General features: G+C 63.2%; 20 protein-coding genes. 10 read left to right on the top strand and 10 right to left on the bottom strand.

Annotated features, from left to right (window positions below):
- Positions 1-146 precede the first annotated feature (146 nt).
- The 3 genes from ASF90_RS18230 to ASF90_RS18205 form a co-directional block, all read right to left on the bottom strand.
- Positions 147-518 carry a hypothetical protein gene (locus tag ASF90_RS18230; RefSeq protein WP_055853437.1) on the bottom strand — a complete coding sequence of 124 codons (372 nt, stop codon included), beginning with the start codon at positions 516-518 and terminating at the stop codon, positions 147-149.
- A gap of 1,277 nt (positions 519-1,795) precedes the next feature.
- Complete coding sequence (locus ASF90_RS18215) at positions 1,796-2,302, bottom strand: DUF1579 family protein (protein ID WP_055853433.1); 507 nt, start codon at positions 2,300-2,302, stop codon at positions 1,796-1,798.
- A 1,055-nt stretch (positions 2,303-3,357) separates the two neighbouring features.
- Positions 3,358-3,867, bottom strand: coding sequence for a hypothetical protein (locus ASF90_RS18205; RefSeq protein ID WP_153066520.1), 510 nt, complete (start codon positions 3,865-3,867; stop codon positions 3,358-3,360).
- A gap of 284 nt (positions 3,868-4,151) precedes the next feature.
- On the opposite strand from ASF90_RS18205, the gene ASF90_RS18200 reads away from it, so the two are divergent.
- A complete protein-coding gene (locus tag ASF90_RS18200; RefSeq protein WP_055853425.1) occupies positions 4,152-4,715 on the top strand; it encodes a phage integrase N-terminal SAM-like domain-containing protein in 564 nt (187 codons plus the stop codon).
- A gap of 381 nt (positions 4,716-5,096) precedes the next feature.
- Here ASF90_RS18200 and ilvD read toward each other — a convergent pair whose 3' ends face one another.
- Entirely contained in the window at positions 5,097-6,935 is a 1,839-nt protein-coding gene (ilvD, locus tag ASF90_RS18195; RefSeq protein ID WP_055853423.1) for a dihydroxy-acid dehydratase, read from the bottom strand.
- Between the two features lie 406 nt (positions 6,936-7,341).
- Between ilvD and ASF90_RS18190 the strand changes: the two genes are divergently transcribed.
- Positions 7,342-7,608 (top strand): YkgJ family cysteine cluster protein, encoded by a 267-nt coding sequence (locus ASF90_RS18190; RefSeq protein WP_082473614.1) that lies wholly within the window; start codon positions 7,342-7,344, stop codon positions 7,606-7,608.
- A gap of 56 nt (positions 7,609-7,664) precedes the next feature.
- Here ASF90_RS18190 and ASF90_RS18185 read toward each other — a convergent pair whose 3' ends face one another.
- The gene (locus ASF90_RS18185; protein WP_055853420.1) at positions 7,665-8,210 is read right to left on the bottom strand and encodes a gamma carbonic anhydrase family protein; all 546 of its coding nucleotides are present in this window, start codon (positions 8,208-8,210) and stop codon (positions 7,665-7,667) included.
- Positions 8,211-9,127: 917 nt separating this feature from the next.
- Between ASF90_RS18185 and ASF90_RS18180 the strand changes: the two genes are divergently transcribed.
- The 6 genes from ASF90_RS18180 to ASF90_RS18155 all read left to right on the top strand — a co-directional run bounded on the left by ASF90_RS18180 (position 9,128) and on the right by ASF90_RS18155 (position 16,461).
- Entirely contained in the window at positions 9,128-10,438 is a 1,311-nt protein-coding gene (locus ASF90_RS18180; protein WP_055853418.1) for an MFS transporter, read from the top strand.
- A gap of 150 nt (positions 10,439-10,588) precedes the next feature.
- Positions 10,589-11,842, top strand: a complete 1,254-nt coding sequence (locus ASF90_RS18175) for an HD-GYP domain-containing protein (protein WP_055853950.1) — start codon at positions 10,589-10,591, stop codon at positions 11,840-11,842.
- Positions 11,843-12,514: 672 nt separating this feature from the next.
- On the top strand, positions 12,515-12,991 hold the full coding sequence (locus ASF90_RS18170; RefSeq protein ID WP_055853415.1) for a MarR family transcriptional regulator: 477 nt from the start codon (positions 12,515-12,517) through the stop codon (positions 12,989-12,991).
- Positions 12,992-13,128: 137 nt separating this feature from the next.
- A complete protein-coding gene (locus tag ASF90_RS18165; RefSeq protein ID WP_055853413.1) occupies positions 13,129-14,148 on the top strand; it encodes a transporter in 1,020 nt (339 codons plus the stop codon).
- 33 nt (positions 14,149-14,181) lie between these two features.
- Positions 14,182-14,949: a coniferyl-alcohol dehydrogenase gene (locus tag ASF90_RS18160; RefSeq protein ID WP_055853410.1), complete on the top strand. Its 768-nt coding sequence runs from the start codon at positions 14,182-14,184 to the stop codon at positions 14,947-14,949.
- 30 nt (positions 14,950-14,979) lie between these two features.
- The gene (locus ASF90_RS18155; protein WP_055853409.1) at positions 14,980-16,461 is read left to right on the top strand and encodes a benzaldehyde dehydrogenase; all 1,482 of its coding nucleotides are present in this window, start codon (positions 14,980-14,982) and stop codon (positions 16,459-16,461) included.
- Between the two features lie 125 nt (positions 16,462-16,586).
- On the opposite strand, the gene ASF90_RS18150 is transcribed toward ASF90_RS18155, so the two are convergent.
- On the bottom strand, positions 16,587-17,483 hold the full coding sequence (locus ASF90_RS18150) for a helix-turn-helix domain-containing protein (RefSeq protein ID WP_055853407.1): 897 nt from the start codon (positions 17,481-17,483) through the stop codon (positions 16,587-16,589).
- Positions 17,484-17,579: 96 nt separating this feature from the next.
- Here ASF90_RS18150 and pobA point away from each other — a divergent pair, with 96 nt between their 5' ends.
- Entirely contained in the window at positions 17,580-18,767 is a 1,188-nt protein-coding gene (gene pobA, locus ASF90_RS18145) for a 4-hydroxybenzoate 3-monooxygenase (protein ID WP_055853405.1), read from the top strand.
- Between the two features lie 214 nt (positions 18,768-18,981).
- Positions 18,982-19,494, top strand: a complete 513-nt coding sequence (locus ASF90_RS18140; protein WP_055853403.1) for a nuclear transport factor 2 family protein — start codon at positions 18,982-18,984, stop codon at positions 19,492-19,494.
- A gap of 111 nt (positions 19,495-19,605) precedes the next feature.
- Here ASF90_RS18140 and glpK read toward each other — a convergent pair whose 3' ends face one another.
- The 4 genes from glpK to ASF90_RS18120 all read right to left on the bottom strand — a co-directional run bounded on the left by glpK (position 19,606) and on the right by ASF90_RS18120 (position 24,793).
- A complete protein-coding gene (glpK, locus tag ASF90_RS18135) occupies positions 19,606-21,105 on the bottom strand; it encodes a glycerol kinase GlpK (RefSeq protein ID WP_055853401.1) in 1,500 nt (499 codons plus the stop codon).
- 130 nt (positions 21,106-21,235) lie between these two features.
- Positions 21,236-22,057 (bottom strand): MIP/aquaporin family protein, encoded by an 822-nt coding sequence (locus ASF90_RS18130; protein WP_055853399.1) that lies wholly within the window; start codon positions 22,055-22,057, stop codon positions 21,236-21,238.
- Between the two features lie 170 nt (positions 22,058-22,227).
- The gene (glpD, locus tag ASF90_RS18125; RefSeq protein ID WP_055853397.1) at positions 22,228-23,742 is read right to left on the bottom strand and encodes a glycerol-3-phosphate dehydrogenase; all 1,515 of its coding nucleotides are present in this window, start codon (positions 23,740-23,742) and stop codon (positions 22,228-22,230) included.
- 223 nt (positions 23,743-23,965) lie between these two features.
- The gene (locus ASF90_RS18120) at positions 23,966-24,793 is read right to left on the bottom strand and encodes a DeoR family transcriptional regulator (RefSeq protein WP_055853396.1); all 828 of its coding nucleotides are present in this window, start codon (positions 24,791-24,793) and stop codon (positions 23,966-23,968) included.
- Between the last annotated feature and the right edge of the window lie 29 nt (positions 24,794-24,822).

The following is a 24,822-nucleotide window of genomic DNA, read 5'->3' as shown; positions in this document are numbered from 1 at the left end:
TCTGAACAACTCTTTCATAGGTTTCCCATCGATACCTTGGACAGACTAAATCACGCGCAAGTGCTTGATTTTAAGTGTCGGCGATTGTCGTGATTAGCCTGGATTGCAACTCTCTCTCGCTGGGCCATGAGTTATTCAGAGGTTCCTTAGGTTGCGGCCAGCAGAGAATGCGATGAAGCAGCAGCGACTGCACTCGCGAACACAGAGAAAACTGACGCAACCTGCAAGTTACGGAGGCGGCTAGTGAGGGGCAATCTGCGGAGTCTGGCCATGGCAACTAACGTCGCCATACCGAAATACGCCGCGAGAAGCCACCAAACAGGGGCGTGATAGAAGAAGCCTGCCAAAACAATAGCTGCGATTGCTAAAAGATGCAGGAACCTCAGCAGCGTGAAGGCTGAAAGGAGTTGGCCTTTGGTCTCCGCTGCGACTCCACGAAGCGACAGCTCTGAAATGATGGCGCCGCCAACAAATCCTGCTATGACGAGAGCAAGTGGTATGAGCTGCAAGGTGGACATTGTTGAATTAGCGACCTAACGCTTGAATTAAGCCGCGCTGCGAAGCAGTGTCGGCTTGAATGAGTTGTTAGGCAGTGAGTGGTCGCAGAGGTTGAGTGGTGCAACCATGCTCCCCAGCACTGCCGCCGGGACCGAGTGTGCCACAGCTTGCGGGATGCAGCTTGCCCAGTGATGCAGCGGCGCCTGATACCACCGATGCCAACTGCACCGAGCGCAGCGCGGGAACGACTCGCCAAGGCGAAGCACCGAACTTACCACAACCAGCAACGGTGATGACTGCTGTCCGGAGCCAACCGCATGCACGCCTGCGAACTCACCGAAGCGGCAACCACCAACGCATTTGCTCTACCACGGCCTAACGCTTGAATTAAGCCGAGCGGCGAAGCGGCTTCGGCTTGAATGAGTTGTTAGGCCTGGACTGTCCGTCCATCTTCACCTTCAAACCAATCTGTGTTCTTGTAAAGCGTCTACCCAGATTGACTCGCCACACGCGACGAAGTACGACCTGAGGAGGCTGGAAACAACTGGCTGAGTCAGCTCACCGGCCTCTATAAGCCAAACTAACTTCTGAGAATCATCGATAGGCATTTTCACCGCCCAGTTGCTCCAACTAGGGTAGCAGCAGCCGTAGCCATCAAAAGAAATCCTGACCAGAAATAACCGGCCTTTCTCGTCCACATCAAAGTCTGCGAACACGCTGTCATCTTGCAGCGCAAAGCAGAATCTGCATGGACGAGTGGGCATGACCGGAAAGGTGCGAACGAGCATTGTGGTGCCTGGGCCTAACAACCGAGTTAAGCCGAGCCGCAAAGCGGCGTCGGCTTGAATAAATTGTTAGCCCATCTAGTCATAGATGGTGTGAGGGTTCATCTGCTTTGGCGAGAACCACACAATATTGTGACACTCAAGCAAGATTCTAGCCTGCTCATGCCAGATAAAATGACAGCTCCCTCTGCCGATGTGACCGGCATGTTGAGCCAACTCCCTGGCCTCCTCCGCTGAAGCGGAAACTAGAGGGCCGGCATGTGGATCCTCCTGTATGGGATCCACCAAACCTCGCTGCCGCTTGGGTCGTTGGATCGCTATCAGTACGCGCTCCCTAAGGAGTGGCTCCATTGCGCGAAGCGTGTTTTGGGCGAGCCTAATTGGGCAGCCAGTAGCCTTGTGATAGGCAAACACTTGTTCCGTAGTTGGATCATTCATGCTCGGTAGGCCTAACGCCTGAATTAAGCCGACCCGCGAAGCGGGTTCGGCTTGAATGAATTGTTAGCACTCAGCTACGGACGGCGGACGCTATAGCGCGCAAAGTTCTTCCATGTGCCATCCGGTTGTGATGCTTCAAGGACGAATAGCCAAGTATTTGTCTCAGCGCTATAAGCGAAGGTATCCCGGAAGGCGCCATCCTCGTAGGGGATCGTGGACTGAATCGAGGTTTCCGTGACGTTTCCCGTTCCATGCGGAACTGAATACTTGGCGCCAAAGCTGTCCATCCAGTGCGTAATGACAGTGTTGCTTTCCGCGTCGTACCCAATTAATACACGCGCCTCATACTCAGAAGGCACTTGGACATCATTCATGTGGATTTCGGTGAAGGCACCCTGGAGCGTAGGCCCGGCGACCATCCGATAGGTGACCGGCTTACCCATTACATCGCCGGACATGAGCCAATCACCATCCAGCGCCCTTAGGGCTGCTGGTCGTTCGGGGATCTTTGGGTGCTCTTGAGCACGCAGAGTGCCTGCTGCAAGGATCATCAACAAACCAGCTATTGCTACAAGCCGCATCAAATCTTCCTCTGGGTGCTAACGCCTGAATTAAGCCGGCCCGCGAAGCGGGTTCGGCTTGAATGAATTGTTAGGCCGCTCACCCATGTAAAGCGACCGCGAGAACCGGGGCGTCACCTGTCTCGATACAGCCCCAGTTGACGAATGCGGCGCACTCTAGAAAGGCGGTGAATAACTCGGGACAACGCGCCTTGAAGCCGGCCGAATTATCTACAACAAGCGATAACGCCTGACCGGACTGTACGTGTATTGTGGTCATTTCAGCGGACGGGTCATCGAGGTAGGAAAGGCAATCTATCCAGGCATCCATATTGTTACCGTAGAACGCGGGAAAGCCGAATGCGGAAGCAAAAACAGAGTGAAACGACTCCGAGTCAACGATGCTATTTGCGTCAATTCTTAGCATATTTTTCTGAGCGGCCTAACGCCTGAATTAAGCCGACCCGCGAAGCGGGTTCGGCTTGAATGAATGGTTAGGCCTTTTGCCGAGGTCATGTAAGTGCAGCTCTCTTGCAAGCAACACTGTATGTGATGCGGGAGAAGTCATCAGGGTATGGCTCTACACCATGTATGTGCCGCATCACACGACAGAATTTGATGTTGGAAATTGAGAATTTTCGCCCAAAGGTCGCTAGGTCTTGCTCGTCCGCTGGACGGAGATCGTCGCCGTGGAAGGTCCGTAGCCGTAAGCCACCTGGCGTATCTACAACGTAGGGTGGGCGAGGCACGCTGGCCGGAGGTTCTTGCCAACCAATGACTGTCCAACGACCATGCCATATGAGTTCGTCTGTTGTTCTGGAAATGAGCGCAACCTCAGTGTTTGAAAGGTCTGGAGTCGCTTCGCTCACAGAGAACAATGGTTGGTACACGCGCAAATAGAACTCTTGGCCTTGGTCAATGACATGACCAATAGCAATACGATCCTCGTCTACCGGGATGGAGAGTAGGTCGCCAGCTTTTAGTGTTCGCCACGACGGTCTAGCCATAAGGTTTAATGCCTGAATTAAACAGACCCGCGAAGCGGGTTCGGCTTGAATGAATTGTTAGATGCCAGCTCAGACGATTGCATCGCCGCGCTGCGCGTAAAAGGTGGTCTCGCTCGGACCCAGCCCCATGAGATTACGAGTGGCCTCAACATTGCCGCCAGTAGCGTTGGCGAAGCAAACGCGCAAGCGAAACAGACACTGTTGCACGCCGAATTTTGTTAACACATCCTCATAGTCCTCTCTGGAAATGGAGAATCCGACACTGCGTTTGCCGTTCGGAGGAAGATGGAACAGACCTTCGACGTTGAATTTGTAGTAAGTGCCTTCGGACTGCCCACCATAGTCAATGAAGATGTTGCGGATCTCTACAGGCTTAATTCCGACGTTCACCAAGTCTGCAGAGTAATGAAAAGCCTCTGGGCCGCTACCGCCTTGGATGCTTTCATTCTCCAACTGCAGGCGAGCCGCGTAGTCATAGGTTTGATTGCTTCGAGCGCGCCAATAGCTCGCTATCGCGATCCCGGTTGAAATCACGGATAGGGACAATGAGACAAGTGCGATAGCAAGCGTTGAAGTCACGACGAAACCTCACTGGCATCTAACAACTATTCGAAGTCAAAAAGGTGCGTAGCACCGGGGTGTAGTACGTAATCTCTGACCTCCCCATCCAGTGCAACCCCGGTCGTATCAACGCGGTATCCCGATCGTGGTGCGTGACCACGATACATAAGTACGTCGCATTCCCTTGCGCGACTCATTCTGAATGCGACCGTATCATTCCGGCCCAAACGCTTCAATCTCCTGGTCCGCATCGGGCGCCAGGCAACCGTCTTCGGCAGCGCCGACCGGGCGACCCGGCTCGGTTGCTGGATCGCGTCCGCGATCGGTTGGGGCGGCTGGGCCGTGCCAAGCGCACCGGGGATGCCTATGTTGGCTGGATTCGGCGCTTCAGCCTGGCCAACGGCATACGCCATCCAGAGACGATGGGAAGGCGCGAAGTGGAAGCGTTCCTGGCCGTGTTGGCGGCGCGCGATCACGTGGCGTCTTCGACGCAGAATCACGCGCTGGCCGCTTTGTTGCTTCTGTATCGCGAGGTGTTGGGACGCGATCTACCATGGATGGACGAGATTGAGCGGGCCAAGCCGCCGCGGCGGTTGTCTACGGTCCTGAGTGAGGCGGAGGTCATGGCGGTGCTGGCGCGGATGGAAGGGCATCATGCACTGATGGCGGCACTGCTCTACGGCGGCGGGATGCGCTTGATGGAGTGCCTGCGCCTACGCATCAAGAATGTGGATGTGGCACGCAACGAGATCGTGGTGCGCGACGGCGGGGGTGATAGCGACGGGCTGGTGCCACTGGGGCTCAGTTTGCGCGCGGCGATGATGCAGCAATGCGAGCGGATGCTGCTGCTCCGCGCGTGGAAGTGATGACCTGTGCCCGGTGGGTGGTGTTGTCGCATGCGGTAGCGCGCAAGTGCCCCCATGCCGATGCCGTGGCATGGTTGGCAATATCCGTTCGTTCTCCGCGCCAGTGGGTGGATCCACGCAACTGCCGGATTGGCCGGCGTCACGCTTACAGGGGGAGTTCTGCAGGGTGCTTTGCAGTGGGCGCGGTTTAGGTTCGTCGGCTTCATCGCGTGATCGCGTGGCTGCCCCCATCCGCCCTTCGGGCACCTTCCCCCGCAGGCGGGGGAAGGGCGGAGGACGGTTTTTCCGTAAGTCTTCGTAAGTCTTCGTAAATCTAGGGAGTGCAGTTGGTCACGGCCGCGGCTGCGGGGACGGACGGCATGGGCCTGGCTCGGAGCTATCTCAGCCGTCCAACAACGCCTTGTCCCGCACCGCGCCCTTGTCCGCGCTGGTCGCCAGCAGCGCATACGCCTTCAACGCCGTGGTGACTTTGCGCGGGCGCACTTCCACCGGCTTCCAGCCCTTGGCGTCCTGCTCGGCGCGACGACTAGCAAGCTCTTCGTCGGACACCAGCAGATTGATCGAGCGATTGGGGATGTCGATCAGGACCTTGTCGCCATCGCGCACCAAACCGATCGCGCCGCCTGCGGCCGCTTCCGGCGAGGCGTGGCCGATCGACAGGCCCGAGGTGCCGCCGGAGAAACGGCCGTCGGTGAGCAGGGCGCATTGTTTGCCCAGGCCTTTGGATTTGAGATAGCTGGTGGGGTACAGCATTTCCTGCATGCCGGGGCCGCCCTTGGGGCCTTCATAGCGAATCACCACGATGTCGCCGGCTTTGACTTCGTCGGCAAGAATGCCCTTGACCGCCGAATCCTGGCTTTCATAGACGCGGGCGTTGCCTTCGAAGACATGGATGGATTCGTCCACGCCAGCGGTTTTCACCACGCAGCCATCGCGGGCGATATTGCCGTACAGCACGGCGAGGCCGCCTTCCTGCGAGAACGCGTGCGCGACATCGCGAATGCAGCCGTCGCTGCGGTCGGTATCCAGGCTGTCCCAGCGGGTGGCCTGGCTGAAGGCGATCTGCGTGGGGATGCCGCCCGGTCCGGCCTTGTAGAACGTATGCACCTTTTCATCGCCGGTCTGGGTGACATCCCATTGCGCGATGGCGTCGGCCAGGGTGCGTGCATGCACCGTGGCTGCGTTGGTATGCAGCAGGCCGCCACGTGCGAGCTCGCCGAGGATGGCCATGATGCCGCCAGCGCGATGCACGTCTTCGATGTGGTACTTGGGCGTATTCGGCGCCACCTTGCACAGCTGCGGCACGCGCTTGGACAGGCGGTCGATGTCGCGCATGCCGAACGGTACTTCGCCCTCCTGCGCGGCGGCGAGCAAATGCAGGATGGTATTGGTCGAGCCGCCCATGGCGATGTCCAACGTCATCGCATTTTCGAACGCTTCGAAGGTGGCAATGCCGCGCGGCAATGCGGTGGGATCTTCGCCGCCATACCAGCGGTGGCACAGTTCAACCGCCACGCGCCCCGCACGCAGGAACAGCTGCTCGCGGTCGGCATGCGTGGCCACCACGGTGCCGTTGCCCGGCAGCGACAGGCCCAGCGCTTCGGTCAGGCAGTTCATCGAGTTGGCGGTGAACATGCCCGAGCACGAGCCGCAGGTGGGGCAGGCGCTGCGTTCGAATTCGGCGACTTTTTCGTCCGATGCGCTGTCGTCGGCAGCGATCACCATGGCGTCGATCAGATCGAGTTTATGTTCGGACAACTTGGTCTTGCCGGCTTCCATCGGGCCGCCGGAGACGAACACGGTCGGAATATTGAGCCGCAGCGCGGCCATCAACATGCCCGGCGTGATCTTGTCGCAGTTGGAAATGCACACCAGCGCGTCGGCGCAATGCGCATTGACCATGTACTCGACCGAGTCGGCGATGATTTCGCGGCTGGGCAGCGAATACAGCATGCCGTCGTGGCCCATCGCGATGCCGTCGTCCACGGCGATGGTGTCGAACTCCTTGGCCACGCCGCCGACGCGCTCGATTTCGCGCGCGACCAGCTGACCAAGATCCTTCAGGTGCACGTGCCCGGGCACGAACTGCGTGAAGGAATTGGCGATGGCGATGATGGGCTTGTGGAAGTCCCCATCCTGCATGCCGGTAGCGCGCCAGAGTGCGCGCGCGCCAGCCATGTTGCGGCCGTGGGTGGAGGTCTTGGAGCGGTATTCGGGCATGGCGATATCGACAACTGATCAGCGAGCGGTGGCTGGCAATTAGAGCGCGCCGCGACTGTTGCTGCTGCAACCGTCGCGGCGCGCTCTGGCGGTCGGTCACGGTAGCACGCAGCCGCCAGGCACGAGCGCGGCGGCAGGCGAGCACGGATGCGGCGAACGCGCGGGCAGACAGGCGTTGCGGCCACCCCGAACGGTTCATCGATGCGGCGCGACACACGCGTTTTCCAGGCTGCGCGCATGCGCGCGGGTTCGGGGGCGGCCACGACAACCACAGCGCTCAACGTCAGGGGGGGGCATTCGGGTCGCAGCGTCGTCGCCAACCATGCGAATCGCGGGGCCGGGTGCCTCGCCCACGGTCATGTGACCTTCGCTCGCTACGTTCTGCTGGTCGCACTAAACTGCGCGCATGACCCCTGCCATGTCGTGCCGCGCCGGCTGTGCCGCGTGCTGCATCGCGCCCTCGATCAGTTCGCCGATTCCCGGCATGCCCAACGGCAAGCCGGCGGGGGTGGCGTGCGTGCAACTGGACGCACAGCTGGGCTGCCGGTTGTTCGGGTCGCCGCAGCGCCCGGCAGTGTGCGGCAACTTGCGGCCGTCGCTGCAGATGTGCGGCACATCGCGCGAACAGGCGTTGACGATGCTGACGGCGTTGGAGCGCGCCACGCAGCCCTGAAAAACCAGCCACGCGCCGGTGCGTCGACGCGATTCAGCAGTCGGCCACGCGCCTGCTCAGTCGCCCGCCGGCCCACTCAGATACTGATCCTTGAGCCGCACATAATGTTGCGCGGAGTAATGCAGGCTTTCGATTTCCTTGTCGCTGAGCGTGCGCGCCAGCCGCGCAGGATTGCCCAGCCACAATTCCGCTTCGCCAACCACTTTGCCTGGCCCCACCACCGCACCGGCGCCGACAAATCCGTAGCGTTTGATGGTGGCCCCATCCAGCACGCACGCGCCCATGCCGATCAGGCACAGGTCTTCGATGGTGCAGGCGTGCAGGATGGTGCCGTGGCCCACGGTCACGTCCTCGCCGATGATGGTTGGATAGCCGGCCTTGTTGAACGGGCTGTGGTGGCTGACGTGAATGATGGTGCCGTCCTGCACGTTGGTGCGTGCGCCGATCTGCACGTGATTGACGTCGCCGCGGATCACCGTGCCTGGCCATACCGATACATCGTCGCCCAGGCTCACCTTGCCGATGATGGTGCAGGCCGGGTCGACATAGACGCGTTCACCCAGCTGTGGGGTGTGTTCCAGAAACGGGCGAATCGGGGTCACGGCACTCTCCGGTCAATCAACGTGCCGCCAACTGCGGACACGGCTGGATGATACCTGTGCGGTGCGGATTGCCGCGGCAGCGGTCGTGCTGCGCAATGGATGTCGCCAGATGTGCACGTGTGTTGTGGATACCGTGGACGCGGCATGTCTCGATGTGTGTTGGGCCAGGCTTTGGTCAATCGCTACAGACGAATAGCGCCCCTTTGAAGGCACACGCTGTGTTGCTGCCTGAGCATGCTGCACATCCGGCGATCCGACAGACACGCAGCGCGTCCGCTGCCCACGATGCATGCGTGACAAGGAGCAGATAACAAACTACGGCGCGGCCACCGGCCGGGCAGGGCCGGTGCTCGGAATCGGCATGGGCGACGCGTACGCTCCGGTTATGCACGCGCTGTCCGCACCCACCTGACGGCTGTTCGAGCGGGTTTGTGAGGCGCTCCAAGCCGCATGGAGCGTTGTCGCCGTGATATTCGCCGACGAAGTGCATTGCGCAAGTTGGCGCAACGCTGCGGACAAGCACTACACACTCTTGTTGAAGGCGATCTCGCACAGCTAACGAGATAACGCTGCGGCCGCGAACGCTGCGGCCGCGCCGGATCTGATCGCCAGGCGCGCGCCGTACCTGAAGGAGCAGACGGCAACGCAGACAGCACACCCGAACGCATTGCTGCGCAAGCGAAGTCCAGTTTGCCGGCCGTCCGATAAGCGCACAACACTGCGGTAATCGGTCTTGAACACCACCTGCAATCGGCCTAGCGTGCATGCGGTTGCCGCGCGTTGATCGCGGTCTGCAACACGTACCCTTTTTTCCAGTTGGCGGCCACGTGGCGTGGCACGGCGCACAAGGCACGCCGCGATGCCGCACGTCCTGCAGCGACACTAGACCAACACGCCTCATCTCACAGGACACGCCAATGCTCCAAAGCACCCCAACTTCCACGCCCTTTGTCCTGGAGCGCATGACGCCGTTCCAGTGGAGGGCCGTGGCGGTGTGCGTGCTGCTGACGATGCTCGACGGCTTCGACGTGATGGCGATGGCATTCACCGCTCCGCATGTATCGGCCGACTGGCAGCTGTCGGGCAAGCTGCTGGGGGCGCTGTTCAGTGCCGGGCTGGTCGGCATGGCGGTGGGCTCGCTGTTGCTGGCGCCGTTGGCAGACCGCATCGGCCGCCGTGCGCTGATCCTGGTGTGCCTGGCCATCCTGACCGTCGGCATGGGCGCGTCTGCGCTGGCGGGCGATGTGTGGCAGCTGGGCGCGCTGCGGGCGTTCACCGGGGTCGGGATCGGCGGCATGCTGGCCTGCGTGGCGGTGACCGCTGCCGAATATTCCACCGCACGCTGGCGCAGTACGGCGACGGTGCTGCAGGCCACCGGCTACCCGGTCGGGGCGACGATCGGGGGCGCGATCGCGGCGCTGCTGGTGCAGCACTGGTCCTGGCCAGCGGTGTTCTGGCTCGGTGCGCTCGGCTCGCTGCTCTGCGTGCCGCTGGTGCTGGCCTTTTTGCCCGAATCGCTGGACTTTTTGATCGCCCGCCGGCCGCCCCACGCGCATGCACGCTTCAATGCGGTGCTGGCACGCATGGGGATGGCGCCGCATCCGCAGTTGCCGCTGCCACCTACGCAGACGGCAGGACAGGCGCAGGGGTATGCGACCCTGTTCGTGGGTAAGCTGCGGCGGCAATCGCTGCTGATCGCGCTGGCGTTCTTCCTGCTGATGTTCGCGTTCTACTTCGTGCTCAGCTGGACGCCCAAGCTGCTGGTGACCGCCGGCCTGTCGGCTGCCGAGGGCCTTACCGGCGGGGTGCTGCTGAACCTGGGCGGCATTGTGGGCGGCACGCTATTCAGTTGGCTGGCCCTGCGCGGGCGCTTGTCGCGGCTCACCGCCGGCGCACTGGTGCTGGTAGCGATCGGGATGGTCGCGTTCGGGTTGAGCAGCACGGTGCTGAGTTGGGCATTTGTCACCGCGTTGCTGACCGGTGCGGCCCTGACGGCGGCGATGGGTGGGCTGTATGCGGTGGCGCCGGTGGTCTTTACCGCGGCGGTGCGCTCCACCGGCATGGGCTGGTCGATCGGGGTCGGGCGGCTGGGCGCCATTGCCTCGCCGCTGTGCGCCGGGGTGCTGCTGGATGCAGGATGGTCGCCGGCCATGTTGTATCTGGCCTGTGGCGTGCCGTTGCTGTTCGCCGCTGCTGCGGTGGTGGCGATGCGCTTGCCGGAGCGCTGAACTGCTCAGCTTGCGGTGCCCAATGCCGGCTGATGTGGCGGCTGCGGTTACGTTCGTAGACCAAAGAAATCGCGACCGGTGCCGATAACTCCGGAGACCGCCAAGCCCGTGGCGGACTCTTCCGTGGATATTGTGCAGACCAGCGCCGGCATGCTCAGAACCATCGACTCCGACCAACTCCGTCCCGGCATGTATGTCTACAAGCTGCTGGGCGCGTGGGTGCACCATCCGTTCTGGAAAACGTCCTTTCTGGTCGATTCCGACGACGTGGACAAGATTCACGGCAGCCGGATCGAGCAACTGGTGATCGACACCGCCCGCGGCCTGGATGTGGACACCGGCGCGACGGTCGACGAGCAGGAGACGGGCCAGACGCTATCGTCGCCGCCCACGCCGGAACCGGAGCCCGAACCGCCGGAGCCGGCGTCCACCGCGCGCAGTGCACGGACCAACAGCGTCACCGCGCAGGTCGGGATCGAAGCCGAAGTGGTGCGGGCGCGGCGTATTTTTGAAGACGGCCGCGACATGGTGGAAGCGATGTTTCGCGACGTGCGGCTGGGGCGCACCGTCGACACCGAGGCGGCCATGCCGTTGGTGGAAGCCATCAACGATTCGGTACTGCGTCATCCGCAGGCCTTGATCAGCGTGGCGCGGCTCAAGACCGCCGACGACTACACCTATCTGCATTCGATGGCCGTGGCCGGGCTGATGAGCGGGCTGGCGCGGCAGCTCGGTCTGCCCGAGGCGCAGGTGGTGGAAGCGGCGATGGGCGGCCTGCTGCACGACATGGGCAAGGCGGTGACGCCGTTGGACATTCTCAACAAGCCCGGCCGGCTCACCAACGACGAGATGGAAGTGATGCGCCAGCATCCGCTGGATGGGCATCGCCTGCTGATGGCCGGCGGCGTGCAGAACGCGGTGGTGCTGGAAATTGCGCTGCATCATCACGAAAAGATGGATGGCAGCGGATACCCCAACTGCCTGGTCGGCGAAGACATCTCGCTGATGTCGCGGATGGGCGCGGTGTGCGATGTGTACGACGCCATCAGTTCCGACCGCCCCTACAAACGCGCCTGGGACCCGGCCGAATCGCTCAAGCAGATGGCGTCGTGGAAGGGTCACTTCGACCCGGCGATCTTTCAGGCATTCGTGCGCCGGCTGGGCATTTATCCGGTCGGCTCGCTGGTGCGTCTGGAATCGCAAAAGTTGGCCGTGGTGATCGAGCAGACGCCAGACGCCTTGCTCAAGCCCAAGGTGCGCGTGTTCTATTCGGCCAAGTTGCGCAGCCACGTGCTGGTGCAGGACATCGACCTGTCGCGGCCCGACTGCCAGGACCGCATTGCGCAGATGGAAAGCCCGAGCGACTGGGGCTTCCGCGATCTAGAGAAACTCTGGCTGCCGTAAGCGCGCTGCGCAGGGCTGTCTTGCCGGGCGTTGCATGCGCAGCGCGGGCGGGCGCGGGCATCGGTGATCTCGACAGTGGGTTGCGGCGATAACGCCGTGGCGGCCATCGCAGCTGGCTCGCCTGCGATCCGCACTTGCCTTCCCGGCTTCCCGGCACCCGGCACCCGGCACCCGGCACCCAGCACCCAGCACCCAGCACCCAGCACCCAGCACCCAGCACCCAGCACCCAGCACCCAGCACCCAGCACCCAGCACCCAGCACCCAGCACCCAGCACCCAGCACCCAGCACCCAGCACCTAGCACCTAGCACCTAGCACCTAGCACCTAGCGAGCGCGACCATGCTGCGCTGCAGCTTGGCAATGTAGTTATGATCAATAACTATTCCGGAACGCAATCACTTGCCGACCGGATCTCATGTCCAAGCCGTGCCTGGATCACTGCCGTCCCCCGCACATCGCAGCGCTGCTGTACCGATGGCAGGCGCATGCGTGGAAGGGCGGTGCGGCAGACGCACGGACGCGTGCGCAAACAACCCGCGTACCGGCAGCCTGCATGTCCACATCGGCAGGCCTGGCCGCGTCTACAATGCGCTGCACGCCGGGGATCGGCGTTGCGGACCGGGCGCATGGCGCGTACCGCTCCGCCCGCTGCCTTTGTCGCGAGAACCGTCATGCCCGCTACTGCCCCTGCTGCACCGTTGCCCGATGCCATCACTGCGGTGGACCAGGCGCGTCTGCTGCGACTGCTGGGCTATCGCATCACCCGCACCGAACTGCTGGTGCGGCGGATGTTCCAGGAGTGCGTTGCCGCCTTCGATCTGAAGCCGGTCGATTTCTCCCTGCTGATGCTGGTGGACGGCAACCCGGGCATCAACCAGCGCCAGATCGGCGACGTGTTGCATGTGTCGGCTCCGAATCTGGCCATCGTGGTGGCGCGGCTGGTCAAGCGCCGTCTGCTGCGTCAGGTGCGCGGGCGTCAGGACCGGCGCATGCAGCATCTGTCATTGACGCCGGCCGGCGTCACCCTGCTGACCGATGCCGAAGCAGAAGTGCTGAGCATGGAACAGCAGCTCAGTGCCGTACTCGGTACCAGCGAGGCGCCGCTGCTGCGCGCGCTCGATCGCCTGGATCGGCTCGACACGCTGTAAGTCTTCTGCGCCGGCCCGTTGCCGGGCGGCGTGATCTCACCAATATCTTGATGGCACGTGCTGTGCGCAGCGCGGGGATCGCCCCTGCCTGATCGCGTGCCAGGTGGCACGCCCGCTGTTTTCTTCCAACGCTGGAGATGTTCGTCGTGATTCGATCCTCGGTGGTGTGTGGCGTGGCTGTAAAGGCAGCGTGGCGGGTGCGTGCAGCGCTCGGCATCGTGGGGCTGCTTGCGAGCGGGGCGGCGCTGGCGCAGGGCGTGCCGCAGAGCATGGCGTTGACCAATGGCCTCAACACCGGCGGGACGAGTTTTCTGGATGGCTTTACCCGCACCACACCCGGCTGGGCGGTGATCACCTATCTGCGCCAGACCTCGCTGGATTCGGTGAAGGACGCGCGTGGCGACGATGTGCCGGTGTTCGACAACCCGCGCATCGACTCGACGCTGCTGCTGACCCAGATCGCGTACGTCACGCCTTACAAATTGTTCGGTGGCGTAGTGGGCTTCAACACGCTGCTGCCGCTGGTGAATCTGGATGCCTCGTTCGGTCGCAACAGTATCGCCACCTTGCGCGACAACGGCGCCGGCGTGGGCGATCTGACCTTCGGCCCGTATGTGCAGATGCTGCCGGTAATGCGCGACGGGCGGCCGGTGTTCTCGCAGCGTTTCGAGTTCAACGCGGTGGCACCGATCGGCAAGTTCGACCGCGACCGCGATCTCAACCAGGGTTCGGGCTATTGGTCACTGATCCCCAATTACGCAGTGACGGTGCTGCCCACGCCCAAGTGGGAAGTCAGCGCACGCTTCAACTACGTCTACAACTTTCGCAGCGAGCGCCGGCCCAACCTGCCCGACGGGTTTGCCTTCCGCAACGGCCAGGCAGGCGACGCGGGCTGGATCAATTTCGCCACCTCCTGGGAAGTGGTGCCGGATGTGCGATTCGGCATCAACGCGTATTACCTCACGCAATTTCGCGATAACCGCACCAATGGCCAGCGCGTGCCCGACAGCCGCCAGCGCGTGTTCTACGCCGGCCCGGGCGGTGTGTGGCGGTTCGATGCCGACAACATTCTGTTCGCCAATCTTTACCTGCCGGTGGAAGTCAGAAACGCGGCTTCCGGCAACAACGTCAACCTGCAGTACGTCCATGTGTTCTAGTGCCGGCGCAGCTGGCTCCTACGGAGGGTGGCAATGAATTTGCAAAACAAGACGATCGTGGTGACCGGTGTGGCGTCGGGTATCGGCGCAGAGGTCGCAAGGCTTGCGCGGTTCCATGGCGCCACGGTGATCGGTGTCGATCGCACTCCGGTGCAGATGACCCTGCATGGCTTCCATCAGGCCGACCTGGGCGATACGGCCTCCATCGATGCGCTGGTGCGCGCGCTGCCGGAGAAGATCGATGCCCTGGCCAACGTGGCCGGCGTGCCGGGCACCGCACCGCTGGATGTGGTGGCACGCGTCAATTACCTGGGCCTGCGGCATCTGAGCCAGGCGCTGCTGCCGCGCATCGTGGCCGGCGGCAGCATCATCAATGTTGCGTCGATCCTGGGGGCAGAATGGCCGCAGCGGCTGGACCTGCACAAGCAACTGGCCGCTACCGACAGTTTCGACGCCGGCACCGCATGGCTGGCCGCGCATCCGGTGGCGCACGACACCTGCTATCAGTACTTCAAGGAAGCCCTGATCGTGTGGACCTTGCTGCAATCGCGGCCGTGGTTTGCCGAGCGCGGCGTGCGTGTCAACAACGTCTCGCCCGGGCCGGTGTTTACGCCGATCCTTGGTGATTTCGCCGCCATGCTGGGCGAGGAGCGCGTCAAGGAAGACGCCAAGCGCATGACACGCCCTGCGTATGCCGACGAAGTGGCCGAGGCCATCGTGTTTCTCGCATCCGATGCCGCGCGCTGGATCAACGGCATCACTCTGCCGGTCGATGGCGGCCTGGCATCCACCACGCTGTAATTCCCCCACTGTTTTAGCAGGAGCTAGACCATGAATGCTCTTCCCAGCGCAGCGATCGCTGCGACCGCGACACCCGCTTGGCACGGCTGCATCTTCAATGGCGATTGGGTGCCCGGCCACGGCGGCGCGTTGCCGATCTATGAGCCGGCCACCGGCGGTTTGTTGCACGAGGTGAGCAAGGCCGATCTGGCCGATGTTGCCGCCGCCGTGGCACAGGCCAAGCAGGCGCAGCGCGCCTGGGCCGCTACCGCGCCGCGCGAGCGTGCTGCGATCTTCCATCGCGCTGCACAGGTGATGCAGGCACGCAGTGCCGAAGCCGCGTTGCTGATCGCACGCGAAACCGGCGGCATCCTGCCCAAGGCGCAGCGCGAAGTCGATGAAGCTGTGGTGTTCTACCAGCAGTCCGCCGGCCTGCCGTTGCAGGCGGTTGGGCAGGTGCTGCCGACCGGCGCGGGCCAGCTCAGCCTTGCCCGTCATCTGCCGTTGGGCGTGGTGGCGGTGATTTCCCCGTTCAACTTTCCGCTGATTCTGTCGCTGCGCTCGGTTGCACCGGCATTGGCGATGGGCAATGCGGTCATCCTCAAACCCGACCCGCGCACGCCGTACACCGGTGGTGTGATCATTGCGCAGGTGCTGGAAGAAGCGGGCCTGCCGAAGGGCTTGCTGCATGTGCTGCACGGCGATGCGCAGATCGGTCAGGCGTTGGTGGAAGCGCCGGATGTTCCGATGATCGCCTTTACCGGCTCCACTGCCGCCGGCCGCCGCATCGGCGAAATTGCCGGGCGACATCTGAAAAAGGTGGCGCTGGAACTCGGCGGCAACAACGCGGTGATTGTGCTCGACGACGCGGATCTAGACCGCGCTGCATCGGCGATTGCCTTCGGCGCGTACCTGCATCAGGGCCAGATCTGCATGGCGACCGGACGGGTGCTGGTACAGCGCAGCGTGGCGGATGCGCTGACCCAGCGTCTGGCGGAAAAAGCGCGGCATCTGCCGGTGGGAGACCCGGTCAGCGGCACCGTGGCGTTGGGCCCGATCATCGACCAGCGCCAGCTGCAACGCGTGATCGATATCGTCACCGACAGCGTCGCTGCCGGTGCCGTGGTGGAAGCCGGCGCGACCAACGAGGGGCTGTTCTACGCGGCCACCGTGCTGTCCAACGTGCGCCCCGGCATGCGCGTGTTCGATGAAGAGGTGTTCGGGCCGGTGATCAACATCACCGTGTTCGATACCGACGAAGAAGCCGCGGAAATGGCCAACCACAGCGAGTATGGTCTGGCCGCCGGCATCATGTCGGCGTCGGTGTCGCGCGCGCTGGCCCTGGGCGAACGCCTGCATACAGGGTTGCTGCATATCAACGACCAGACCGTGGTGGACGAGGTGATCAATCCATTCGGCGGCACCGGTGCATCCGGCAACGGCACCAGCGTCGGTGGCCCTGCCGATTGGGAGCAGTACACGCACTGGCAGTGGCTGACGATCAAGAACGAGGTACCGCAGTACCCGTTCTGATGGCAGGCGCCGGGATCGGCTAGCTGCTCCCGGCGCAGCTCCAAGACATGGCGGGTTGTGTCGCTGTGTCAGTGCCGAGCTTGTGGCGACGTTTTCGTGCCCCGGCTCGGCGGCGCTTCATCGACTCACTCGCCGGTGCGAAAACGCGTCGGCGAGCAGCCTGCCTGCCGCGCGAAGTAGCGGCTGAAATACGCAGCATCGAAAAATCCAAGCGCTGCGGCAATCTGCTGCACGCTCAGGCTGGTGTAGCGCAGGTTGCGACGTGCTTCTAGCATGATCCGGCGCTGCAATAGTTCCAATGCGGACGCATTGGCCAGCCGTCTACACAATGCAGTGAGATGGCCTGGCGTCAGTCCCAGCTGATCCGCGTAGCGGGAGATCGGCCAGTGTGCGCGGTAGTGCTGATCGATCAAGGTTTGATACGCGCGCAGATGCCGCAGGGCCGGATCGGCTTGCGCGTTGGCCACGGCCGCGTCTTGCAGGCCCTGCAGCGCAGCGCGTGCGGTCCAGATCACCAGTTGCGTTGCTGCGGCCTGCAATGCGGCCTCGTGCCCGACGCGCTGGTGCGCGTGGTCGTCGGCGATGCTGCCGAACAGCACATCGAGCAGGCGTTGCGAGGGTCTGACCGGTAGCACTGCCGGCGTCGCCAGGCTGGATTGCAGTAGCGGTGCAGCGCTCAGGGCGTCGCGCACCAGCGGCATGCACAAGGTGATGATGTGCCCGCGCACCTGCGGGTCGAACGCGAACCCGTGCACGCACAGCGGCGGCAGCCAGACCACGGTAGCGCCCCGCAGACGCTGGGTGCGTCCATCCAGTTGCAGGGTTGCCGGCCCGCGCTGCACATACAGCAGCTGCGCCAGATCCTCATGCCGGTGCGGGGTGATGTGCCAGTCATGCAGCCGGCTGCGGGCGGCGATCGACTCCCAATGCAACAACTCCGGCGCATCGGCGTGCCGCTCACCGTACAGGCCGAATGCGGGGACAGCAGCGACTGCAGCAGTGTGGTGTGTGCGTGTGGGCATCGTCGAAAAGTCCAAGTACTGCCTGCAATCATCCCTTCAATGGCAGCGGTTGGCTACCGACACTGCAGGTCTGATCATTGAAGGCAGGAGCGCCCCATGCGGACGCAGGTTGCAATCATCGGTGCCGGGCCATCCGGGCTGCTGCTGGGCGAGCTGTTGCTGCGCGCCGGCATCGACACCCTCATCGTCGAACGGCAGACCCCAGAACACGTGGTGGGGCGCATCCGCGCCGGTGTGCTGGAGCAGGGCAGTGTGGAGCTGCTGCAACGCGCCGGTGTCGGCGAGCGCGTGCAGCGCGAAGGGCTGCCGCATCACGGCTTCGAACTATCGCTCGATGGCCAGCGTGAGCGCATCGATCTGCTGCGCGGCTGCGGCCGCGGCGTCACGGTGTATGGCCAGACCGAAGTCACCGCCGATCTGATGCAGGCGCGTCAGCGCAGCGGTGCACCCACCTACTACGACGCACGCGACGTCACCCTGCACGCGTTGGACAGTGCCGCACCCAGCGTCGAGTTCACGCATCACGGTGCCCGCCTGCGCGTTGCCTGCGACTACATCGTCGGCTGCGACGGCTTTCATGGGGTCAGCCGCGCCAGCATTCCGGCCGAGCGCATGCGCCTGTTCGAGCGCGTCTATCCGTTCGGTTGGTTAGGCGTGCTGGCCGATACGCCGCCGGTGCACGATGAGCTGATCTATGCGCGCCATCGGCTCGGCTTTGCGTTGTGCTCGATGCGCTCGCCCACCCGCACGCGCTACTACGTGCAGGTGCCGGCAGACGCCCGTGTGGAAGCCTGGAGCGATGCGGCGTTTTGGGATGCACTGCGCGCACGCTTGCCGGCAACATTGGCCGAACAATTGGTCACCGGCCCATCGATCGAAAAAAGCATCGCGCCGCTGCGCAGCTTCGTCGCCGAACCGATGCAATACGGCCGCCTGTTTCTGGCCGGCGATGCGGCGCATATCGTGCCGCCCACCGGCGCCAAGGGGCTGAACCTGGCGCTGGCCGATGTCGGCCTGCTCGCGCAGTTGTTCGCGCGTTGGAAGGCATCCGGCGATGCTGACGTGTTGCAGCAGTACTCGTCCCTGGCGCTGCAGCGGGTGTGGAAGGCCGAGCGGTTTTCGTGGTGGATGACCACGCTGCTGCACACCTTCGACGACGAGGATGCCTTTACTGCACGCATCCGCCAGGCCGAGTTGGAGTACTTGCTGGGCAGCGACGCCGGCCGTGCGACCATCGCGGAGAACTATGCGGGGCTGCCGATGGCCGAATTGGCCGGGGCCTGACGCAGGCATTTCGAAGGTAATTCTTTTATCACCAGGCAGTTTTGAAGTGCCCTGGTGCACTTCCGGGTGGCTAGCGCGGCAGCGGATGTGCTCGGTAGGGTGGCATGGACGCGTGGCGGTTGCTGTCCATGCAAGGACGCGTCATTCCCCCAATAGCGAGCCGTGCGCCAACTCCCCCGCGAGCGCACGACCCGTTTCCTCCCAGGAGAGCCCCATGAAAAAGATTGTTTCCCGCGCCTTGTTGCTGATCATGCTGGTCGCACCGATGGCGGCGTTCGCGCAGACCGCCGTCACTGAAAATACCAATCACCAGAAGATGCTGCTCGGTTCAAATTGGTACGAGACCGCCAACAAGCGCTTGGTCTACGACTTCTGGCGCATCGTGTTCGAAGCGGGGCAGGTGCAGTACGCGCCGATGTACATGGACAAGAACTACATCCAGCACAACCCGAATGTCGCCAACGGGCGCGATGCGTTCATTGCATTCCTGACCGCTTTCGTGAGGCCCACCCCGGTGCAGCCGCGCGTGCAGTTGCCGTTGGTGGCCATCACCGCCGATGGCGATCTGGTCACGCTGGTGTCGGTGCGCACGCTGCCGGACCCGCGTAACCCGGGCAAGACCTATACCACCACCTGGTTCGACATGTTCCGTATCGAAAAGGGTCTGATCAAAGAACATTGGGACCCGGACACCATTGCCGGCCGCGCAAATACCAGCGGTCAGTAATCGTGTGACGTATCGCCGGCCTGCACGATGCAGGCCGGCGATAGATGCGTTGTGTAACCAGCAAACACTGCGGCAGAACGCACGCCGGCAGCCACCATCAGGCGCAGCCGCTCAGGTGATCTTGAAGCCCATCGTCGCTTCCACCGCTTGCTGCCAACCGGCATACAGTTGCTCGCGTTTGTCCTCGGCCATGGCCGGTTCGAAGCGTCGATCCACTGCCCATTGCTTGGCGATTTCTTCGCGGCTGCTCCAGAAGCCGGTTGCAAGACCTGCCAGATAGGCCGCACCGAGCGCGGTGGTTTCGGCTACTTCCGGGCGCAGCACCGGCACGTTGAGAATGTCGCTCTGGAATTGCGCCATGAAATCGTTGGCGATCGCGCCGCCGTCGGCACGCAGTTCCTTCAACTCGATGCCCGAATCGCTCTGCATCGCGGTGAGTACGTCGCGGGTCTGATACGCCATGGATTCCACCGCCGCGCGCACGAAGTGCTCCTTGCTGGTGCCACGTGTCAGGCCGAACACCGCACCACGAATATCGCTGCGCCAATACGGCGCGCCCAGGCCGACGAAGGCCGGCACCAGGTAGACGCCATCGTTATCGCCAGCGCGTTCGGCATAGGCCTGCGAGTCGCTGGCCTTGCCCAGCATGCGCAAGCCATCGCGCAACCACTGCACCACCGAGCCGGCGACGAAGATCGCGCCTTCCAGCGCGTACTCGACCTTGCCATCGATGCCCCAGGCAATCGTGGTCAACAGGCCGGCCTTGGAGATCACCGCCTTGTCGCCGGTATTCATCAGCATGAAACAGCCGGTGCCATAGGTATTTTTTGCCATGCCCGGCTCAAAACACGCCTGGCCGAACAACGCCGCCTGCTGGTCGCCGGCAATGCCGGCGATGGGCACTTGCTCGCCGTAGAAATACTGGGTTTGGGTCATGCCATAGACCTCGCTGGAGGAGCGCACCTCCGGCAGCATCTGCGCCGGTACGTCCAGCATCTCCAGCAGCTCCGCATCCCATTCCAGGGTGTGGATGTTGAACATCATGGTGCGCGAGGCGTTGGTGTAATCGGTCACGTGCACCTTGCCGCCGGTGAGGTTCCAGATCAGCCAGCTGTCGATGGTGCCGAAGGCCAGTTCGCCGTTGCGTGCGCGCTCGCGTGCGCCTTCCACGTGATCGAGGATCCACTTGACCTTGGTGCCGGAAAAATACGCATCGATCAGCAGCCCGGTCTTGTCGCGCACCATCTGCTCATGGCCGGCTTCCTTGAGCTGGGTGCAGATGTCCTTGGTCTGCCGCGATTGCCACACGATGGCGTTGTAGATCGGCTGGCCGGTGGCCTTGTCCCACACCACCGCGGTTTCGCGCTGGTTGGTGATGCCGATGCCGGCGATCGAGCGCGCATCGATCTGCGCGTTATTAAGCAGCTCGGTAATGGTGGTGTAGACGCTGGTCATGATCTCGCGCGGGTTGTGTTCCACCCAGCCCGGCTGCGGGAAGATCTGCCCGAATTCGCGCTGCGCCACGCCGGCCACCTTGCCCTGGCGATCGAACAACATCGCGCGCGAGCTGGTGGTGCCCTGATCGATCGCAAGGACGTATTGCTTTTCCATCGAAGATTCCTCAAACAATGCCGGCATTGGCGCGCGGCGAGAGTGGTCGGTGCAGCCTGGGAGCGATGTGCGGGCTGCCGGTTAGCGGCGGCCCGCACATCGTCGTGGTGGTCGATTCACTGCGCGGCGACTAGCGCGGATCCAGCGGCGCGGTGTCGCCCTGCAGATGGCGCACGCGCGCCGGCAGGAACGGCAGGATCAGCCACTGGTAGGCCAGTGCGCCGATCGGCCCGCCGATCAACGGGCCGACGATCGGGATCCACCAGTAATTGTCCTTGGCCGGCAACGCCGCCTCACCCCAGCCGGCGAAATACGCGAACAGACGCGGGCCGAAATCGCGCGCAGGATTCATTGCCCACGCTTCCAGATAGCCCATCGACGCACCCAGCGTTGCCACCAGCAGGCCGATCATCAACGCGCCGGAATTGGCGCCCGGCGCGGCTTCGTTGAAGCGCTCGGTGATGGCGAAGATGCCGAAGATCAGGAACGCGGTGATGATGATCTGGTCGACCAGCGCATGCATTGGCGTGACCGCAAGACCGGGTGCGGTGAAGAACACACCGGCCGCGCCGCCGGCTTCACGGGTGAGCTGCTGCACCTGGTTGAAATGGTCGATCACCGGCCCGTACAACTGATAGACGATGGCCGCGCCCAGGAAGGCGCCGATGACCTGCGCAATCCAGTACGGCACCACCTTCTTCCACGAAAAATCGCGAAATAGCGCCAGCGCTAGCGTGACCGCCGGGTTGGCGTGCGTGCCCGACACCGAGCCGGTCACGTAGATCGCCAGCGTCACCGCCAGGCCCCAGGCGATACACACGCCCCAGTAGGCGTTCTGGTAAGGACTGGGGTCGTAGAGGATGTACATCGCCGCGACCGAATCGCCGAGCGCGATGATGATGAACATCGCGATCGCTTCGGAAATCAACTCACCCACGAGTTGACGGCTCATGCGCGCAGGCCCGCGAGCAGGTCATTGCAACGAACAGGAGATTGCGACGCGCGCGTTGGCGCGCAGGGGGAGTGGGTCGTGCTCATCGGGGGTGCCCTCCACAGGGTGATGCAGGCAGTGCGCCAGGATACGTTGCCGGACGACCCGTCCTCGCCGGCAACGCGGTGTGTTCAAACAGTTGCGGCATCGGCTGGTTGGGGCGCCTGCGTCTGCAGATAGTCTTCCAGCCGCGCACGCCCGGTTGCATCGATCCGCAGCCCGAGTTTGCTGCGACGCCACAGGATATCGTCGGCGGTCTGCGCCCATTCGTGTTGACGCAGGTAGTCCACCTCGGCCTGATAGAGGTCTGCGCCGAAGTGCGTGCCCAGGCCGGCCACATTCTGCGCATCGCCCAACAGTTGCTCTGCACAGGTGCCGTAATTGCGCACCAGCCGCTGCGCAGTGGCGGCAGGCAACCAGGGGCGCGCGTTGCGCACACGTTCGAGCAGGCTGGCGATATCGCGTTGTTCACCGCCCGGCAGTGCGTCGCCGCGCGCCGTCCATGCCGGCTTGCGGACGCCCAGCACATGGGTGAGCCGGTCGACCGCCTCTTCGGCAAGCTTGCGGTAGGTGGTCAACTTGCCGCCGAACACGTTGAGCAGCGGCGCGCCGTCGTTGATGACTTCCAGTTGATAGTCGCGGGTCACTTCGGCGGCATTGTCTTCGGCATCGTCCAGCAACGGACGCACACCGCTGTAATTCCACACCACGTCCTGCGGGCTGATCTGCTGCTGGAAATACAGGTTCACCGCATCGCACAGGTACTGCACCTCGGCCGCGTCGATCTTGGGTGCGGCGGGGTCGGCCTCGTAGTCGACGTCGGTGGTGCCGATCAAGGTGAAGTCATGCTCGTACGGGATGGCGAACACGATGCGCCGGTCCGGTTGCTGGAAGATGTAGGCGTGATCGTGATCGAACAGCTTGGGCACCACGATATGGCTGCCCTTGACCAGCCGCAGCGCGTGCTGATGCGGCACCGCCGCCACCTTGTCCAGGAACGACACCGCCCACGGCCCGGCCGCATTGGCCAGTGCGCGCGCCTGCACGGTGCGGCGGCGGCCGTCGCGGTCTTCGAGCTCGGCGTACCAGAACCCGGCATCGCGCCACGCTCCCACACAGCGCGTGCGGGTGTGGATCTTGGCACCACGCTTGGCGGCATCCATCGCATTGAGCACCACCAAGCGCGCGTCCTGCACCCAGGCATCGGAATAGACGAAGCCGGTGCGCAGCGATTCCTGCAACGGCTGCCCAACCGGGTGTGTGCGCAGCGACAGCCGGCGCGAGCGCGGCAGGCTGCGCTTGCTGCCGCCCAGATGGTCGTACAGGAACAAGCCGGCGCGGATCATCCAGGCCGGGCGCAAATGCGGCTGATGCGGCAACAGAAAGCGCAGCGGCCAGATGATGTGCGGGGCCAGGCGCAACAGCACTTCGCGCTCGGCCAGTGCCTTGCCGACCAGCGCGAACTCGTATTGCTCCAGATAGCGTAGGCCGCCATGGATGAGTTTGGTGCTGGCGCTACTGGTATGCGAGGCAAGATCGTCCTGCTCGCAGAGACACACCGACAGACCGCGCCCGGCCGCATCGCGGGCGATGCCGACCCCGTTGATGCCGCCGCCTACCACCAGAAGATCGTACGTCTCGCCCATCGGTATCTCCGTCCAGGTGCGCTGAGGAGCGAACCTAAGTTTTCATGTTCGAACATATTCGAACATCGAACCTTTTCGGAGCGTGAAGACGTGGGTGTCTTTGAGGGGAAGGGTTTTCAGGTTATGCGGCGCATCGAAAACTGAAAATTCATTGAGCCAATGAATCAATTGAGGGGGCAGGACGGCATCTGCGTATCGCAAACGTACTTAAACGAACAATTTCTCAGCCGGCGTCGGTCGCGCTCGCCAGGTGCACGCGGGTGCCGGCCTCGGCCAGCACGCTGGCCAGTTCCTGCGGCGGCGGTCGGTCGGTGAACCAGTCGTGCACCTGTGCGATGGCGCCCAGCCGCACCATGGCGTTGCGGCCGAACTTGCTGTGGTCGGCAGCGAGCACCACCTGGCGCGAGTGCTCGATGATGGCCTGTGCCACCCGCACTTCCTGGTAATCGAAATCCAGCAAGGTGCCGTCCAGATCGATCCCGGAAATGCCGATCACCCCGAAGTCCACCTTGAACTGACGGATCAGCTCCACCGTGGCCTCGCCGGTCACGCCCTGGTCGCGCCCGCGCACCACGCCGCCGGCCACGATCACCTCGAAACTGGGGTTGGCGCTGAGCATCACCGCCACGTTGAGGTTGTTGGTGATCACGCGCAGGCCGCGATGCTGCAGCAATGCGCGCGCGACCTCTTCGTTGGTGGTGCCGAGGTTGATGAACAGCGAGGCGTCGTCGGGAATGAAGCGCGCGACGTGCGTGGCGATGTGCTGCTTTTCGCGTGCCTGCAGCGCCTTGCGCGCGGTGTAGGCCAGGTTTTCCACGCTGGAGGGCATGCTGACGCCGCCGTGGTAGCGACGCAGCACGCCGGCATCGCACAGCAAGGTCAGATCGCGCCGAATGGTTTGCGGGGTGACCTCAAAACGCGTGGCCAGGCCTTCGACATCGGCAAAGCCCTGCTGCCGCACCAGCGCCACCAATTGCTCCTGGCGCGGGTTCAGTGCCGGCGCCGGGACAGTCCTGTAGTGAGTTGACTCCATGCGCAGATGATCGCGCATGCGCGTGAGGATGCAAGCACAGCGGTTGC

The sequence above is a fragment of the Xanthomonas sp. Leaf148 genome (assembly GCF_001423585.1).
In the GTDB taxonomy this organism is placed as follows: Bacteria; Pseudomonadota; Gammaproteobacteria; order Xanthomonadales; family Xanthomonadaceae; genus Xanthomonas.
Note: the sequence above shows the minus strand (reverse complement) of the source record. Positions and strands in the feature narration are given on the sequence as shown.